The 16,264-nt window shown below is 62.2% G+C and carries 11 protein-coding genes; 7 read left to right on the top strand and 4 right to left on the bottom strand.

What is annotated here, in order from left to right:
• Positions 1 to 59: 59 nt before the first annotated feature.
• Both BV071_RS09440 and BV071_RS09435 read right to left on the bottom strand, forming a co-directional pair.
• Positions 60 to 422 (bottom strand): MGMT family protein, encoded by a 363-nt coding sequence (locus BV071_RS09440; protein WP_035605509.1) that lies wholly within the window; start codon positions 420 to 422, stop codon positions 60 to 62.
• A 57-nt stretch (positions 423 to 479) separates the two neighbouring features.
• Positions 480 to 5,003, bottom strand: coding sequence for a lamin tail domain-containing protein (locus tag BV071_RS09435; RefSeq protein ID WP_265594264.1), 4,524 nt, complete (start codon positions 5,001 to 5,003; stop codon positions 480 to 482).
• Positions 5,004 to 5,237: 234 nt separating this feature from the next.
• Here BV071_RS09435 and BV071_RS09430 point away from each other — a divergent pair, with 234 nt between their 5' ends.
• From BV071_RS09430 to BV071_RS09415, 4 genes are all read left to right on the top strand, one after another.
• Positions 5,238 to 6,257: a thiamine pyrophosphate-dependent enzyme gene (locus tag BV071_RS09430; RefSeq protein ID WP_265594263.1), complete on the top strand. Its 1,020-nt coding sequence runs from the start codon at positions 5,238 to 5,240 to the stop codon at positions 6,255 to 6,257.
• Positions 6,258 to 6,262: 5 nt separating this feature from the next.
• Entirely contained in the window at positions 6,263 to 7,231 is a 969-nt protein-coding gene (locus BV071_RS09425; RefSeq protein ID WP_052573105.1) for a transketolase C-terminal domain-containing protein, read from the top strand.
• 48 nt (positions 7,232 to 7,279) lie between these two features.
• Positions 7,280 to 8,512: a dihydrolipoamide acetyltransferase family protein gene (locus tag BV071_RS09420; RefSeq protein WP_035605504.1), complete on the top strand. Its 1,233-nt coding sequence runs from the start codon at positions 7,280 to 7,282 to the stop codon at positions 8,510 to 8,512.
• A gap of 215 nt (positions 8,513 to 8,727) precedes the next feature.
• Positions 8,728 to 9,291 (top strand): hypothetical protein, encoded by a 564-nt coding sequence (locus BV071_RS09415; protein WP_035605500.1) that lies wholly within the window; start codon positions 8,728 to 8,730, stop codon positions 9,289 to 9,291.
• Positions 9,292 to 9,406: 115 nt separating this feature from the next.
• On the opposite strand, the gene BV071_RS09410 is transcribed toward BV071_RS09415, so the two are convergent.
• Together BV071_RS09410 and BV071_RS09405 are read right to left on the bottom strand one after the other, a co-directional pair.
• Entirely contained in the window at positions 9,407 to 10,642 is a 1,236-nt protein-coding gene (locus tag BV071_RS09410; RefSeq protein ID WP_081885895.1) for a serine protease, read from the bottom strand.
• Between the two features lie 55 nt (positions 10,643 to 10,697).
• Complete coding sequence (locus BV071_RS09405; protein ID WP_035605494.1) at positions 10,698 to 11,927, bottom strand: serine protease; 1,230 nt, start codon at positions 11,925 to 11,927, stop codon at positions 10,698 to 10,700.
• 286 nt (positions 11,928 to 12,213) lie between these two features.
• Between BV071_RS09405 and BV071_RS09400 the strand changes: the two genes are divergently transcribed.
• The 3 genes from BV071_RS09400 to BV071_RS09390 all read left to right on the top strand — a co-directional run bounded on the left by BV071_RS09400 (position 12,214) and on the right by BV071_RS09390 (position 16,251).
• A complete protein-coding gene (locus tag BV071_RS09400) occupies positions 12,214 to 14,577 on the top strand; it encodes a beta-L-arabinofuranosidase domain-containing protein (protein ID WP_052573104.1) in 2,364 nt (787 codons plus the stop codon).
• A 352-nt stretch (positions 14,578 to 14,929) separates the two neighbouring features.
• Positions 14,930 to 15,658 carry an iron-containing redox enzyme family protein gene (locus BV071_RS09395; protein WP_052573103.1) on the top strand — a complete coding sequence of 243 codons (729 nt, stop codon included), beginning with the start codon at positions 14,930 to 14,932 and terminating at the stop codon, positions 15,656 to 15,658.
• 2 nt (positions 15,659 to 15,660) lie between these two features.
• The gene (locus BV071_RS09390) at positions 15,661 to 16,251 is read left to right on the top strand and encodes a hypothetical protein (RefSeq protein ID WP_035605491.1); all 591 of its coding nucleotides are present in this window, start codon (positions 15,661 to 15,663) and stop codon (positions 16,249 to 16,251) included.
• Positions 16,252 to 16,264: the final 13 nt, after the last annotated feature.

Genomic DNA, 16,264 nt, shown 5'->3' with positions numbered 1-16,264 from the left:
TGCGGGGTGCGGAAGGGCGAAAGGGGTGGCAATTCTTGCGGCTTTCGAAGTCGCTCTCCTCACTCTTGGTCCCAGCGGATCTCGCGGCGCAGGCCGACGGCGTGGAAGTGGGTGTCTTGATCGAGGATGAGGCCGCGGGGATCGACCTTCATCTTCTCTTTTTCCAGCAGCTTGCGCTGGCGCTCGGCGTGCTCCGGGGCCATCGATTTACTGATGCGTCCCTCCGCGGCGACGACGCGGTGCCAAGGGAGCTTCTTGCTTTCTTCCGGGCTCAGGCCGCTGAGGGACTTCGCGACATGGCGCGGGTTCACGTTCATGTGCCGCGCGATCGAGCCGTAGGTGGTGAACTTGCCCTTGGGGATCAGCGCGACGAGGCGGAGGACCTTGGCGCGGATCAGGGGGAAGCTGTTGGGCTTGGACATGATGCTGGGGAGATTGCATCGCGTTGCCGAGCAGGTGGCAAGACGGCGTGGCCGGCTTCAGGGCGTCGTCTTCACTCGCAGGAAGGCCTGTGCTGCCGCAGCAGGCACCGGCGAGCGCCAGGTTTCAGTGATGGTGCCGTCGAAGTGCTCAGTCTCGCTAACCTTCACGGCGTTCTCGTCCCAGAGCTGGCAGTCGCTGGAATACTGGATGTGATAGTTGAGATCCTGGGCATCGACTCGACGCTTGAAGCTGATGGTCAGGTAGGGGGCAGAGACGTTTTCGACGACCAAGGTCTGGATCTCGCCTTGGATGGGTGGCGTGAAGGCCAAGGGGTCAGTGACGAGGGCGTATTCGATACCGTTCGAGAGGCCGTCGTGGTCATCGTCATTGGCGGCATTGCCGGTGACGTCGTAGATCTGAGCCCAGGACTCGTAGGTGAAGGAATCAATCGCCCCGGGTGCGCCGCCGGGGCGGCTGCTGGCGCGCCAATTCGTGGCCAAGGCGGGGCCCGGCCGGGTTTCGGAATTCAGCAGCACGAGGCTGTAGCCGGAGCTATCAGCTTCGGTCGGCCATGGCGCGGCGTCGTCGTAGGTGAAGTCGATCAGCGGCACCTGGTTCTCGGAAAGCAGCAGGATGCGTTCGCCGGAGTTGCTAAGGTTGCCGGTGTAAGTGCCGATGATCGGGCGGCCCGGACCGTAGCGGAAGGCGAAGGCGGCGGGATTCGGTACCAGCAAGCCGGAGGCTCCCGGAGCGAGGGAAGTGCCATCGGGGAAGGTGTAGGTGATGCCCTTGTCGAAGTAAGCGCGATCCAAGGATATGGTCTGGCTGCCGACATTGCGGAGTTCGAGATATTCGAACATCTCTTGGTCGGCGAAGCCGGCGTTGATCTCGGCTTGGGTCGGGTTGCTTGGCTTGTAGAGCAGCTCGCTGATAACCACCGGGCGGTCATCGGGATTTGCACCGGCGACGAATTGTAGCGGTGCGGACCAGTGACTCCAGCGGCCGGTGATGTCCTTGTGGCGGACGCGCACGCGGTAGGCGTGACCGGTGGAGCAAATGCCGCCGGAGAACTTGAAGTCGGAGGCGAAGGTGGCCAGCGGGCCGGAGTCGTAGGCGGCGGTCCACTCGAGCTTCACCTTGTCCTGGGCGTTGTAAGCCGGGGAGCTGGGGTCGGTGACTTCCGCGATGCGCCACTGCATGGCCGCGAATTGCGCTGCGCCCTGCGGATCGTTGAAGTCGCTGGAGCGGAAAGTGAGGCCGGTGATCGGATAGCCTGCCGGGCCTTGGTAGCTGAGGGTGGGCGTCGAAGGCATGGTCGAGCCTTCGCTGTTAGAGACGCCGAGCTGGAGGTTATCGAGGAAGGCGGCACGGCCACCGGCCCCGACGGGCTGGTCGGGCCAAGAGCCGCCGTTCCAGGCGAAGTTCTTCATGTCCTGCACGAGGGCTGCCAGCGAGGTCATGCCGGCGCCACCGAGACCGTTGTAGTTGCCGGCATCGGCGGGGGCGTTCTTCCAGCGGATGGAGTCGGCAGCGATGAAGGGTGAGATCGCTGAGGAGAATTCGCCGAGCAGGGGATCGATCTGGTCGGGCTGCCAGAGCAGGTCGCGGACTTCGCGCACCGCGTTGAAGTAATCTGGGTAGAGGCCGGGATTTGCGGGCGAGTCGAAAACCGCGGAATAGACGCGGTCCCTGCCTTCATTCCACGTCGGTCCCCAGGTGGCATCGACGTCATTGGGCAGGATCCAGAGCTTGCCGAGGTTATCCGTCTGGTCGGTGAAATCGGGCTCGAAGTAGTAGGTCCCGTTGTTGTCGCCCTCCGGCCAGTAGTCGTAGTGGCGTACCGCTTGGCAGAGCGCGTGGTAGCGGGACCACTTTTCGACATTCACATAGCGGCGGATGAAAGCGTCGTCCTTACCGGTCGTGAGATTGGCGTAGATGTTGTAGTGATCGGAGCTATCGGAGACCGCATCCGGTGCCTGATAGCGCTGTTGCGAGGCTCCGTCGGTGGAGTCGCGAGTGAGTTTGTAGAGATTACCCTTCTCCATCCCATGGGAGTCGAGGAAGCGGCTGTCGTAGTCCTCGTGGATGAAGATCAGGCCCCAGAAGTCACCGTGATAAGCGTCCGGCTGTTCGGAGGCGGTCATGATGGTGCGGAAGTGGCCCCAGTTGCTGCGCGGCGAGGGGATGCCGATCTTCTCCCAGAGGTGGAAGTTCATCCGCTCGTTCAGGGAGTAGTTCAGGGTGCCGCGATTCTCCCAGCCGTTTTCAGTGGTGAGGCTATTCCACTTGGTGGGGCTCAGGTTGCCGAATTCGTCGCGGTTCTGGAAATCGTAGCCCTTGTTGAAGAAGAAGCGGAATGCGCGCTTGCCGCTGAAGTTGTAGCGGCCGTTGCCGCCGTGAAGGCGGAACTTGATGTGGTCGTAGACCACGCCGTCGAAAACGATCGTGGCTTCCCAGTTTTCGAAGGTCCAGGCGGGGGTGTTGCCGGCGAGCTGGTCGTTGGAGTTGTAGGCCACGCACTGGTCGTAGTCGGCCTTGCGGGCGAGGAAGTGGTAGGTCGGCAGCTTGACCAGCGTGGAGGCTGCCACGCCCTGATAGCTGGGCACGCCATTGTAAACGAAGCAGGCGAAGTTCTTCGACTCGTCGTCGGCGAAAGGGGCGCGGGTGGAGGCGCCAACACTGTCGGTGGCGGTCACGCGGTAGCGCACCAGGCTGCGGTTGGCTTGGGCCGGGATCACCGCACTGTAGATGCCATCGCCTGCCACGGCATCGCCACTGCTGCCGCTGTCGTTCATGGCGACAGTGGTCCAGTTCGCGGCGTTTTCGAAGGCTGGATTCGCGGGAAGCGGCTGGCTGGTATCAATCTGGTGATTGACGATCGGCAGCGGCAGGTAAGCGGGGATGTGATTGCCCGGAGTGACGATCTGATAGGCGAGCTGGACCGAGGACAGGCCGTTGGCATCCGAGGGTCGGGCGGTCACGGTGATCGGGTTGCTTGAGGTCGGCAGCTGTGGCGAGTGGGCGACCTGCTCGATGTTAGGCGCGGGATTGAGCGAGAGCTGGTAGTTCTGCGCGCCGGGGGAGGCAATTTCGCCGGTTTGGCCGAAGGTGGGGATCGCCGAGGGTCGCCAAGAACTGCCCTTGGCCGCATCCAACAAGGGATTCACCAGTTCCGCGGAGGCACCCTGGCCATTTGCGGCGCAGGGCCAAGGGAAGCCGGACTTGTAGCTGACTTCCGCGATGATCGTGTCCGCGTCATTTCGCAGGCGGATGGTTTCGCCATCGGAGCTGAGCGACTTTTCGTAGGGGCCGAGCGCGCTGACGCCCCAGAGGGTCTGGATGGTCGCGGGGTCTTCCGCCACGACCAGATAGCCGCCTGCGGGAATCACGGTGCCGGGCAGGAAGGTGAAGTCGATGCCACCGCTGAGCGACCAGCCGGCGAGGTCCGCGGGGCTGGCGCTGAAGTTATACAGCTCCACGAAGTCGCTGTGCACGGCGTTGCTTACTCCATTGTAGTGAATCTCGTTGATCACCACCGGGCCATTGGCCGGAAGCACTGGCGAGATCCCCTGTGCCGCAGTGGACATGGCGCTCAAGCCGATGCCATTCACGGCGACGACCTTGTAGAAGTTCGCAATGCCGGGCAGCGGGGAGGGATCGGTGTAGCTGCTGCCGGTGAGATTGGAGGCCAGCAGGGTGTAAGAGCCGTTGAGCGAGCTCGCGCGATAGACTTGGTAGCTCCGGGCGCCGATCGACTCTTGCCAGGAGACGCGGGTGCCATTGGCGGCGACGCTGCCGGGAATCATCGGCACGGTGCCGCTGGTCATGCCGTATTTGCCGCGCAGGGCGTCTTCTTGGACGAGCTGGTCGCTGGTGCTAAGGGCGCCATCCGAAACGATGATTTCGGCGATATCGCCGACGAGGAAGTTGTAAGGGCCGGGCTGGGCACCGATGCAAAGCTGGGAGGGAATGCTCAGGGACTGCGTGCCGCCGGTATCGGTATCCCGGAGCTGGCGGTTCATATAGAGCCGAATCTGGCCTGTCGTCCGTTCGCGGACGAAGGTCATGATGTTGGCGGAGTTGTTGTTATAAATGCCGCCCGTTCCGGAACTGAGGTGGATGTCCGGGGCGCCCGAGCCCGCCGAGATGCGCCCATTGCTGCGCAGGCAGGTGCCGAAATCACTGACCACACCGGGGGCCTCGCCACTGACGATGCCAGCCCCTGCGTAGAACTCGAGGCCCGTGCCGATCCCGCCGCCATTGCTGCGGAAGAGCACCATGATGGTGAAGTCGGATTCGACCGGGCGGGGAAAGACCATCGACTGGCCACCGCTAAAGCGGACCATGGGGAGGCCGCTCAAGGCATTGAGAGTGAGGGTGGGGGCGGTGCTTGCCTGGGCGAGATTGCCGTGGCGGCTGGAATCGCTCCACTGCGGGATGGCGGTGCCCTCGGTGCCGGTCAATGAGTCTGCCCTGAACCACGCTTTAGGGGTCGCAGCGGGGCTGAGCGCGGGCAGAAAGAGGCCTGTCGCGAGGACAAGCAGGGGCAATCTCCGCGACGCGGAGCAGGCAGGCTTCATGCAGGGGCTTGGGTTGAGAACAAGGCCGCCGGGGACTGACCGGGGGTGTCGGGCGGGTTTGACGGGTGGAACGTGTACCAAAGTTGTCACATTGTCGCCCCCGGAAATCGGCATTTTGCTGGCCGCGGAGGGAAACCCACTGTGTAGGGAGAAAACCGGACAGGTCGCATTCTGCTACTTTCGCCGCCGGAAAGCGGTGGACGCCCTTCGGCCTGCTTGTTTACCCTTCCGCCCGTGCCGGAAACCGAGGAAGCTGTCAGGACCGCCGCTGGATTGGATCGCGACTACTTGCGCGACGTCTTTAGGGCGATGCTCAAGGCGCGACTCCTTGAGAGTAAACTCTCCAGCCTCTACAAGGCGGGCAAAATCGTCGGCGGCGTGTATCTCGGCAAGGGCCAGGAGGCGGTGAGCGCCTCGCTGGGAGCCTCGCTGGTGAGAGGCCGTGACATTTTCGCCCCGCTGATCCGCGACCAAGCCGGGCGCACCGCCTTCGGGGAATCAATGCTCGATTGCACCCGCACTTACCTAGGCTCCGTGCTGGGGCCGATGAAGGGGAGGGACGGGAATATTCACCGGGGCCGACCGCTCGAGGGGCTGCCAGCGATGATCTCCCACCTGGGGACTACAGTCTCGGTGGTCGCGGGGATGCTGGTGGCGCGGCGCTTGAAAGGGGAGATGGCGGGTGTCGTCGGCGCGACCTGTGTCGGCGACGGCGCGACCTCCACCGGATCTTTTCACGAGGGCCTGAACATGGTGGCGATCGAGAATCTGCCGATGGTGGTGATCGTAGCGAACAACCAGTTCGCCTATTCAACGCCGACGGACCGGCAGTACGCCTGCGAGGACTTGCTGGACCGTGCCAAGGGCTACGGCGTGGCCGGGCACTCCGTGGATGGCACCGACATGCTGGCCTGCTCAAAGGTGATCGGCCGGGCTGTGACACTGGCGCGGGAGGGTGCGGGGCCGCAAATGGTGGTGGCCCGCCTGCTGCGCTTGAGCGGCCATGGCGAGCATGACGATGGCAGCTATGTGCCGAACACGCTGCGGGCCGGCAATCTGGGCCGCGATTGCCTGGAGGTCGCGACGGCGCAGATGACCGAGGGCGGCTACGCCGGCGCGGACGAGATCGAGCGCTGGAAGACCGAATTTACCGATGAGGTGCAGGCCGCAGTGGCGCAAGCCCAGCAAGAGCCGGCGCCGGATCCGTGGGATGAGGAGTGGTTCGCTTGCAAATCGACAACGGGAAGACTTTGAGTGGAATGAGCGTGACCTATGTCGATGCGATCCGAGACGCGCAGGAAAAGCTGCTGCGCGATGATCCGCGTGTGTTTCTTTACGGGCAGGATATTTCGCAGTTCGGGGGGGCCTTCAAGGCGACCAAGGGGCTGGCGGAAGCCTTTCCCGGGCGGGTGCTGGACTCGCCGATCAGCGAGGACGCGATGATCGGCATGGCGGTGGGTGCGGCGATTGAAGGGCTGCGCCCGATCGTCGAGATGCAGTTCGCGGACTTTTCCTCGATTGCCTTCAACCAGATCGTCAACCAGGCCGCGACGCACTTCTACCGTACCGGTGTGCCGGTGCCGCTGACGGTGCGCCTGCCCTCCGGTGGCACGCCTGGCTCCGGGCCCTTCCACAGCCAGAGCATGGAGGCGCTGTATGCGCACTACCCCGGCCTGATCGTGGTGACACCGGCAACCGTTTCGGATGCCTATCACATGCTGCTTGACGCGGTGGCGCTGGATGACCCGGTCATTTATTGCGAGCACAAGTTCCTTTACCGCTGGCTGAAGGCGCCGCGGATCAATGGTGACGGCCTGCCGATCGGCAAGGCCCGCATTACCCGGCCTGGCAAGCACGCGACCGTGGTCGCCTACAGCGCGATGGTGCACGAGGCCGTGCGCGCCGCGGACCGCCTGAAAGAGGAAGGTGGCTGGGAGATCGAGGTGGTGGACCTGCGCTCGGTGAAGCCGCTGGATATGGACACGGTGCTGGCCAGCGTGGCCCGCACCGGACGACTGCTGGCGCTGGGCGAAGCTTTCCCGTGGGGCGGTGTCACTGCCGAAGTGGTCTCGCGCGTTTGCGTGGAGGGCTTCCACTTGCTGGATGCCCCGCCGCTGCGTCTGAATTCCCGCGATACACCGGTGCCGTATCACCCCAAACTCTGGGCCGCGCACCGGCCTACGCCGGAGACGATCTGCATCGAACTCCGCAAGCTCCTCACCTTCTAAGTACGATTTGCTTAGTAATTAGTACTTGGTTACCCGTTATTTCTTCCGATGCCTACCGTTCCCATCCTCATGCCCCAGCTCGGCGAGTCGATCGCCGAGGCGACCGTTGTCCGCATCGGCATAGCTCCCGGCGTGGAGGTGATGGTGGACCAGGAGGTGATCGAGGTGGAGACCAGCAAGGCGACGATGGGCGTGACCACGCTGTGCCGCGGCACGGTGAAGGAGATCATGGCCAAGGAGGGGGAGACCTATTCGGTGGGAACCCTGTTAGGCTTGCTGGACGTCACGGAGGAGGAAGTGGCGAAGACCGGGGTGGATACCTTGGAGGCCGCCGCGGACCGCCGCACGGCGGCAGCCGCCTCCCCGCAGCAGCAGGAGAAGAACCTGCACTTCGCGCTGGATGATGATTCCTACGAGGAGGCGCCGGCAGTGGTGCCGAGCGTGAAGGGCCTGCCGGTGCCAACCGGCACGATGGGTGCCCATTACATTTCGCCGCGGATGCGGGCGCGCATGGATGACATGGGCCTGCGTGAGGCGGATATCTCCGCGATCGTGGGCACCGGTGCCGGTGGCCGCGTGACGGTGGAGGACCTGGAGAAGTTCATCGACTACATCGAGACTTGGCCGAGCAGCAATGCTTCGCCGATGCGTCTGGCGGTCGCGGATGCGATGCGCCGGAGCTGGACGCGGCCGCTGGCGACGGTGGGATTGCCGGTGCGCCTGGACCGGGTGCTGGAGCATCGCCGGAATCAAGATCCGAAGCCGGGCCTGACGCTGTATGTGCTGCGGGCCTTCGCGCTCGCGCTGGTGGAGGATCCCGCGAGCTCGGGCTTCCTGATGGGTCAGAAGGTGGTGCATCCGCGGGCCTTCGACATCGGCGTGGCTGTGCAGGTGGAAGATGGTGTGGTGGTGCCGGTCTTGCGCAAGGTGGACCAGAAGTCGCTCCAGGAGCTGACGAATGAATATGCCCAGATGGTCGAGCGCGGCCGTCGGCGCCGGCTTTCCGAAGATGACGTCAGGGGCGGCATCGCAACGGTGACGAACTTCGGCACCTTCGGGCTGACTTCCGGTACTCCGATCCCGCTGCCGAATGAGACGCTGATGCTGGGCCTCGGCGCCGGGGTGAAGAAACCGGTGTGGAGCGAGCAGGTGGAGGCCTTTGTGCCGATGACCGAGGCGGAACTGGTGGTGACCTTCGACCACCGGGTGGTCGATGGTGGTGGTGCGGGGATGCTGCTGAGCCGGGTGGCGAAGCTGCTGCAGGAGCCGGAGAAGTTGTGATAGGCCAAGCTCCCGGCCATGGCTCTCATCCTCGATGCCCAGCGCCAAGAGGACGTGGTTGCAGCGTTTCAACGCTACCGCGAATACATTGAGGACTTGCGCGGGAAAATGCCGGCGTCTCCGGCGTTGAGGAGACGAAAGCGGCCGGGCCGCGAAGAGCGGCAGCGTTTTCGGAAAGCTTTACGTGGGGTGAAGGGAGAGCCAAGGTGTTGGTCATGAAACTCCGCTACTGGGTTCTTCCCTTGATGTTGTTGCAGTCCGCTTTCGCCGAGAAGGTCGAGTCCACCGATCTGAAGTTCTCCGCCAATGTGCCGGTGAAGATGCAGATGTCGAAGGCCAGCAATTCCTCCGGCAAGATCGTGAACTTCGAGGGCAAGGATGCCGGGGCGGGCCTGAGCTATCTCATCCAGGTGGATCAAAACAACGAGGTCGCGAAGTCCCTGGCGGACAAGCCGGAGTCCCTGCGCCCGACCCTGGAGAAGCATCTCAATGCTTACTCAAGCTCCGTGAAGGCGAAGGGCGAGGCGGTAAAGACCGAGTGGAAGAAGGGCTTCTCCAAGGATGTGGTCTTCTTCAACTTTGAAGCGACGGGTTATTCGGCGGCGGGAGATGCCACTTTCCACACGGGCGTGAAGTTCGTGCACAATGGATCGATCTTCACCATCCAGGTGGTGTCACCGGTGGACAAGGCGGACGAGGCCTCGAAGGTGTTCCTGGAGGTGATGAAGAGCTTTGTGTTGCTCGATGGTGCGGGTGCCACGGCGGCTCCCAAGAAGTAGAATCCCAACAGTCACTCCACCATGACCCCTGAACCCTCCTTCTTCTCCTTGCTGATCGTCGGCTTCATCCTCTGGCTGGTGTGGACCTTCCTTTTCTAGCGGGATTCGCTGCGGCTTAGAAGGTTTGCTCCCCCAAGTCCGAGAGGGGCCGGAGATTGAACCACTTGCCCACGGGCATGGACGCTCCGTTTTTGGTTCGGGACGCAAACCACTCCTGAGGCTTGGACAGTTCCCTGGACAGCCAATCGCCGGCTTTGAAGAGTCCCGAGCGGCCGAACTTCGAGACATAGTAGGGAGCCAGCTTGCCGATTGCGGCTTCCCTTTGGCCCGCGTAAGATCTGCGGACCTCATAGAGGGTGCCGGCATAGATCTTTGCCAGTTCCATGTTATTGATCCCAATGCCGCCGTTGCCGCGACCGGCGAGCTTGAGGTTCAATGAGATCACCGGTTGCAGTACCGCCTCGCGGCCGAGCAGGCGGAACGCGTCCGCATAGGTCATTTCGGTGCCGAAGACTTGCTTTTGGGGATCAATCTTGAAGCCGCTTTCCTGGGGCGTGAGCAGATAAACCAGATAAAGCGCACGGACCGAATTGAGGAATTTGGCGCCTGCATCCCCGGAGGCGAGGAAGTCGGAGGTTTTCATCTCGATCCATTTGGCACCGGCAAGAACCGTAGCTGCCGCGGTACCTTCCGACTTCTGGTCACTCCACAACATATCGGCGACTTTGACGCCTGCGGGAATTCCCCAGGTATTCAGGCCGACGACTTTGAGGTCGGCTTTGTTCAGAAGCGGACCTCCACTGGAGCCGTGACGGGTCTCGCAGGTGGACTGGATGATCTTGGCGCTGGAGGCGCTCACCGTGCCCTCAAGGACATCCAGAATCTTGTCGCCATCATTGTCGCCCAGGGTGACGACCGCGGTTCCGGTCGGGAGGGGCTGGGCTGCGGCCGGAGCGAAAGCAAGGTCGCGCTTGGTGGCCAATTCGAAGCGGACGCCGTCTTCACCGAAGGTAATCTTTCCCTTCTCGTCCTCCTTGGTTAGCACGGCTTCGCCGCTGCCCTTCGCAAAGCAGGCGAAGCGCTTGAAGCCGACCAAGACCTTGCCGTCGGAATCGGCAAACTCGATGCGCTTGGCACCATCGATGGCATGGGCGTTGGTGTAGAGCCATTGTACGCCATTCTCCTCCATAACAAAGCCGGTGGCCCTGGCGTATGGCTTGCTGTCCTCGTCGTAGGTCGCGACAAACACGACGCACTTCTTGGCTTCGTCGAGATTCGCGGGCTCCCGGGCGGAGGCAGCCAGAGCCACGGCGAGGGAGGCACAGGATATCAGTGAGGAGGAGGCTCTCATGTTTCGGGGAGCATTCTCATGACAACTGTTCGTTTGAAAGAATTTTTTGTGTGACTCATTCGCCCAAGTCAGACAATGGCCGGAGGTTGAACCAGCGGCCGACAGGCATGGAGCCGCCCAGCTTGGCCTTCTCTTCAAACCAAGTCTCGGGCTTGTCCAATTCCTTCGCCAGCCAATCGCCCGCCTCGTAAAAGCCCGATTGTTCGAACTCCGTCAGGTAGTAGGGAGCCAGTTTGCCCTCCAGTCCTTTTCTCTGGGTAAGGTAGGATCTGCGGATCTCCTGGAGCGCGCGGGAGTAGATCTTCACGAGTTCCATGTTGTTCACGCCGATGTCCCTGCCCCGCCCGGCAAGCTGGCGGTTCAAGTGGATCACTGGCCGCAGGACGCCATCTTCGTCGAAACGTTTGAACGCCTCCTCGAAGGTGAGGCTGGTCGCGTAGACTTTCGTTGCCGGATCGATCTTGAAGCCGTCCTCCTGGGGGACGAGCAGATACACGAGGTAAAGTCCCTTGACCGTGTCGCGGAACTTCATGGCTTCCGTCGAGGACCTGAGAAAGTCGGCGGCTTTCATTTCGATCCACTCCGCCTTGGCCAGTATGGAGGCACCGGCCGTCTTGGTCTTTTCATCCTGCCAGATCCTGCTGGCGAGCTTGGTCTGAGTGGAGAAGCCCCAGGTATGCAGGGCGATGACCTTGTAGTCCGCCTTGCTGAAGAGGGGCGCACCGCTGCATCCGGGGCGGGTTTTGCAGGTGGACTGGAGGACCTTGCCGTTGGAGTTGGTGATCGTGCCATCGAGGACTTCGAGGGCCTTGTCGCCATCATTGTCACCAAGGGTGATGACTTCAGCCCCTTTGGCAAAGGAAGCGGGGTCGCTGGCCGGCGCGAAGGCCAAATCGCGCTTGGTGGTCAGTTCCACCCGGATGCCGTCGCCTCCGAAACGATGGGTTTCCTTTTGCTTCCCCTTTCCGGAGCTCAATGAGCCGGAACCGCTGCTCTTGGAGAAGCAGGCGAAGCGTCCCAATCCCTTGATGACCTGGCCTTCGGAATCAGTGAACTCAATGCGCTTGCCGCCGTCGATGGCATGGGCATTGGTGTAGATCCATTGGGTGCCATCGCTCTCCATGATGAAGCCGGTGGCATTGGCGAAAGGCTTGTTGGCCTCGTCATAGGATTTCACAAACACCACGCACTTCTTGGCTTCATCAAGGTTGGCGGGTTCCCGGGCTCCTGCCGGGAGAGATAGAAGGAAGATGCCGAAGATGATGGAGGAGGAGGAGATTTTCATAACAGAGCCCGTCTAGCGAATAGGTGTTCATTTGAAAAGTATTTTTTGTTTCAGCCTGACCCCCAGGCGACTCGTTGCCGGGCGGGGAAGAATGGTTTCAGCGTTGACCTGTGGGTCCGGCCGGAGATCCTTGTGCCATGAGTGGAGGCCTAGGATCGCAGGAGATTATGGTGATCATTATGATCCTGTTTTTCTTTTGGTGGCTGTTCTGAGCCGCGGAGATGCGGCGAGGAGCGCGAACATGGCTGGTGTTTGACGAGTCGAACGCCCTGTCATTTTGTTGGCCATGACCTTTTCGCGTTTCTGGTTGCTTGCCCTTCATTTGCCGCTCGCCCTTGAGGCGGCGCCGATTGCCAAGGAAGCGGTATCTTCCCGTGCGCCGCTGAAAGACACACCCTTCCTCACGCTGGATCTCGGCAGCGTCGAGGCGCAGGGCTGGCTGACGAATCAACTCCACTTGCAGGCGGACGGGCTGACCGGTCATGCAGAGCAGGTCATTCCCGAACTGGGGCCGGACAATGGCTGGCGCGGTGGGAAAGGAGAGAGCTGGGAGAAGGGGCCTTATTTTATCCGCGGCTTGGTGAGCCTCGCCTATGTCACGAAGGATCCGAAGCTGAAGGCTCAGGCGCAGAAGTGGATCGATGCCATCATTGCCTCGCAGCGGCCGGATGGACAGATCGGCCCGGCATCGAACAAGGACTGGTGGCCGCGGATGGTGATCTTGTGGACCCTGCGCGATTATTACGAGGCGACCAAGGATCCGCGCGTCATCCCGCTGATGACGAAATACTGCCAGTACATGCTGATGAGCCTGCCGCAGCAGCCGCTGCAAGAGTGGGCGAAGGCCCGCGCCGGCGACCAGATCGATACCGTGCAGTGGCTCTACAAGCGCACGGGCGATGCCTTCCTGTTAGAGCTGGCGACGCTCTTGGAAAAGCAGGCGAACCGGTGGAATGGATTCTACAGAAGCCTGCGCGGCAGTGCGGGGGACTTCCGGATCGAGCACGGGGTGAATGTTTCGCAAGGAATGAAGTTCCCGGTGGCCAACTACGAGCGCACCGGGAATCGCGACGATGCGCTGGTCTTCCAGGATGCGTGGACCAGCCTGCGCCGCAGCCATGGTCTATCCATCGGGATGTGGAGTGGCTCCGAGCCGCTGGCCGGGAAGTCCACCACCCAGGGGATCGAGATGTGCTCGATTGTCGAGCAGATGCTGAGCAATGAGGTGGCGATGGAGGTGCTGGGCGATCCGCTGATTGCCGATCGCCACGAGCGGATCGCGTTCAACCTGCTGCCCGGCGGCACAACGAAGGAATTCAAGCAATTCCAGTACTACACATTGCCGAATGCCCCGGTGGCGCAGCGCAACTTCAAGGGCACGATGCCCTTTGCCGACGATCATGGCGATGACCTGTTGTGCAGCCCGCACTCGGGCTTCCACTGCTGCTGCTACAACCTGCACATGGGCTGGCCGAAGTATGTGCAGCACGCGTGGATGGCCACCCAGGACGGCGGCCTGGCAGCGGTGGCGTATGGGCCGACGAAGGTTTCGGTGACGCTCGGCGATACGCCGGTGAGCATTCTCGAAGAGACCGACTATCCCTTCTCCGACGCGCTGCGCTTCACATTGCACCCGGGCAAGCCGCTGGAGTTCCCGTTGAAGTTGCGCATCCCGTCCTGGGTGGTGAACCCGCGCGTGGCGGTGAATGGCGAGTTTGTAGATGGAGTGAAGGCCGGGGAATTCCTCACGCTGGAGCGGACTTGGAAGGAAGGTGACCAGGTAGTGGCGGAGTTTCCGGCTGAGCTTGCGACGGAGAATGCCTACAATGGCTCAGCCTCCCTGTGGCGTGGGCCCTTGGTCTTCTCGCTGCGGATCAAGGAGGAGGTGAAGCCGGTGACGCTATTTCCCGGTGGCTTCGATGAGGTGGAGCTGACGCCGGCCTCGCCTTGGAATTATGCCCTGGATCTCGATCGGGCCAAGCCGCAGGCCAAGCTCAGCCGCAGCAAGATGCCGAACAACCCGTGGCTGCCGGAGACGACGCCGGTGAAGCTCACGGTGGCGGCGAAGCGTCTGCCGGATTGGGGCCTGGTGCGGGATGATCATATGGCCGCCGAGGTGCCGCCGAGCCCGGTGAAGAGCGACCAGCCGCTGGAAGAAGTCACGCTGGTGCCCTTTGGCGCACAGACCTTGCGGATCACGGCCTTCCCGTTGCTGCGGGGTGGGCCGGTGCTGGAGCCGGGCTTCAGCTATTCATATCGCAACGGTGGCGACGCCGGGGAGGAGATCTTGCGCAATCCGGCGCCTGCTTCCTCACGCGGGGAGGGCATCCCGCGGCTCACCTTCTGGAATCATCTGGGCACACGGGAGTGGTTGCAATGGACCTTCGACAAGCCGGAGGAAGCTTCGTCGACTTCGGTCTATTGGTTCGATGACAGCGGCTCGGGACGCTGTCGTGTGCCGGAGTCCTGGCGCTTGCTCTATCTTGATGGCACGGAGTGGAAGCCGGTTGATGCAACCGGGCCGTTCGGAACGGCGGTGAACCGGCCGAATGTGGTGAAGTTCACGCCGGTGAAGACGCGGGCGCTGAAGATGGAACTGCAGCTGGAAGAAGGTGTCTCCGGTGGGGTGCTGCAGTGGACGAAGCAGTAGAGTGGAGACTCAGTAGGAAGGGCTGAAGTTCACTGGCCATATCTGGCACGCGCTTTGCTTTTCTCATCTCACACTACTATGGCGGTCCGACCGGTTGACGCGGGTTCATGGGTTTCCCCGCGGTGGTCCGGTCGGGCCGCAGTTTCTTTTCCGGGCGCTCTTTGAGGCGAAGCGGACGATCGCTTGGCCATTGAAAAATTCGCGCTAATCATCGCGTCCATCGATGTTGCCGCGCTGGAAGCCGCGTGAATTCAATCCTCGGGCTGGCGGGTGTTTTTTAAGGCCTCTTCCCAGAAGGCGCGCAGCTCCCGGCGACCTTGCTCCCGGGGGACTCGGCTTCTACCCTGTGACTATGTCGGAAGCCACTTTGGAGCAGGCCGGAACCTTGATCGACTATGTGGATCAGGCCCACCGGCGAAGGGCGATTCTCAGCAATGACTACTTCACGGAACTCGCTACGGACGCGATGAGCCGCGAGCGCTTTGTCCGCTCGCAGAAGCAGTTTTATTTCGCGGTGCGCTACTTCTCCCGACCGATGGCGGCGCTGATGGCGCGGATGCCGGACTCCGCTTCCCGCCAAGGATTAATCCACAATCTTTCCGAGGAGCACGGATTTGACGATGAGTCGGAGGACACTCCGCACGGCTTCGATCCGGCGGTGGCGCATGATCTGACTTTCTTGGCCTTCCTGCGCACGCTGGGCGTTACAGCACAGGAGATGGGGAAGGAGCGCGAGGCTGCGGGAGTGCGCGCCTTCAATGTGGCATTGATGGGGGCCTGCACGATGGAGCGGATTGAGACCGCTTTCGGTTGTCTCGGCGTGATCGAGTATGCCTTCGCGGACATCTGCGAACTGATCGGTCGCAAGGTCGTGGAACGCGGGTGGATCGAGCAGGAGGAACTGGTCCACTACAAACTCCATGCGCAGATCGACAAACGTCACGCCGCGGATTTCTTCAAGGTGGTGGACGGTGCGTGGACTCGCGATCCAGCCGGGCGCATGGCGATCGAAGACGGGGTGCAGCTCGGGCTGCATGTTTTCAACCGGCTTTACGAGGAACTCGATCCGGCTGCGCGATGACGATGAATACTGCACTCATCATGGCGCGGCTGCCGACGGCCGCGCTAAGCGTGAGCATGGCCAGCTGCGTCTGCTACCGCAGCCATGTGGTGGCGGACTTCCATGAGCACAACTACATCAACACCGGTGGCCACCGTGAGATCAATGCGTGGTGGCAACAGGGGAACAAGGGCTTCAATACCGAGATCAATCCGGTGCTGATGGCGGATGGCGGCAGCAGCGAGGACGGCGAGATCCGGCTGGGCTTTATCCGGCCACGCGGGAGGGACCGCAGCGTGGTGGTGGAGCTGCTCGCGATGGAGGATCGCCGCGGCAAGGTGGTGGATCCTGGTGTCGGGCTGCCGCTGCGGCTAGCTTTCAAGAGGAAGGAATTCTCGATCTACGGGGTGCCACGGCAGGAAGGGCCGGTGGCGAAACACTATGCGGAGTTCAAGATCCATCCGGAGCTGTCGATTGCCGCAGCGCCCTATCACATCACCCTGCGTGGCTATTACCTGAGTGGCGGCGGGGCGCGTGAGCGGATTGATGCCCGCATTGTCATGGATCTGAAACGAGAGCGTGAGCTGACTGGCATCGTGGATTGCTGGCCTTGATCGCAAGCGAGAG

The sequence above is a fragment of the Haloferula sp. BvORR071 genome, from assembly GCF_000739615.1.
Lineage (GTDB): Bacteria > Verrucomicrobiota > Verrucomicrobiia > Verrucomicrobiales > Akkermansiaceae > Haloferula.
Note: the sequence above shows the minus strand (reverse complement) of the source record. Positions and strands in the feature narration are given on the sequence as shown.

Coding starts and splice junctions, on each gene's coding strand:
- BV071_RS09440 (WP_035605509.1), bottom strand. CDS start 422: ATGTCCAAGCCCAACAGCTTCCCCCTGATCCGCGCCAAGGTCCTCCGC.
- BV071_RS09435 (WP_265594264.1), bottom strand. CDS start 5,003: ATGAAGCCTGCCTGCTCCGCGTCGCGGAGATTGCCCCTGCTTGTCCTC.
- BV071_RS09425 (WP_052573105.1), top strand. CDS start 6,263: ATGAGCGTGACCTATGTCGATGCGATCCGAGACGCGCAGGAAAAGCTG.
- BV071_RS09420 (WP_035605504.1), top strand. CDS start 7,280: ATGCCTACCGTTCCCATCCTCATGCCCCAGCTCGGCGAGTCGATCGCC.
- BV071_RS09415 (WP_035605500.1), top strand. CDS start 8,728: ATGAAACTCCGCTACTGGGTTCTTCCCTTGATGTTGTTGCAGTCCGCT.
- BV071_RS09410 (WP_081885895.1), bottom strand. CDS start 10,642: ATGAGAGCCTCCTCCTCACTGATATCCTGTGCCTCCCTCGCCGTGGCT.
- BV071_RS09405 (WP_035605494.1), bottom strand. CDS start 11,927: ATGAAAATCTCCTCCTCCTCCATCATCTTCGGCATCTTCCTTCTATCT.
- BV071_RS09400 (WP_052573104.1), top strand. CDS start 12,214: ATGACCTTTTCGCGTTTCTGGTTGCTTGCCCTTCATTTGCCGCTCGCC.
- BV071_RS09395 (WP_052573103.1), top strand. CDS start 14,930: ATGTCGGAAGCCACTTTGGAGCAGGCCGGAACCTTGATCGACTATGTG.
- BV071_RS09390 (WP_035605491.1), top strand. CDS start 15,661: ATGAATACTGCACTCATCATGGCGCGGCTGCCGACGGCCGCGCTAAGC.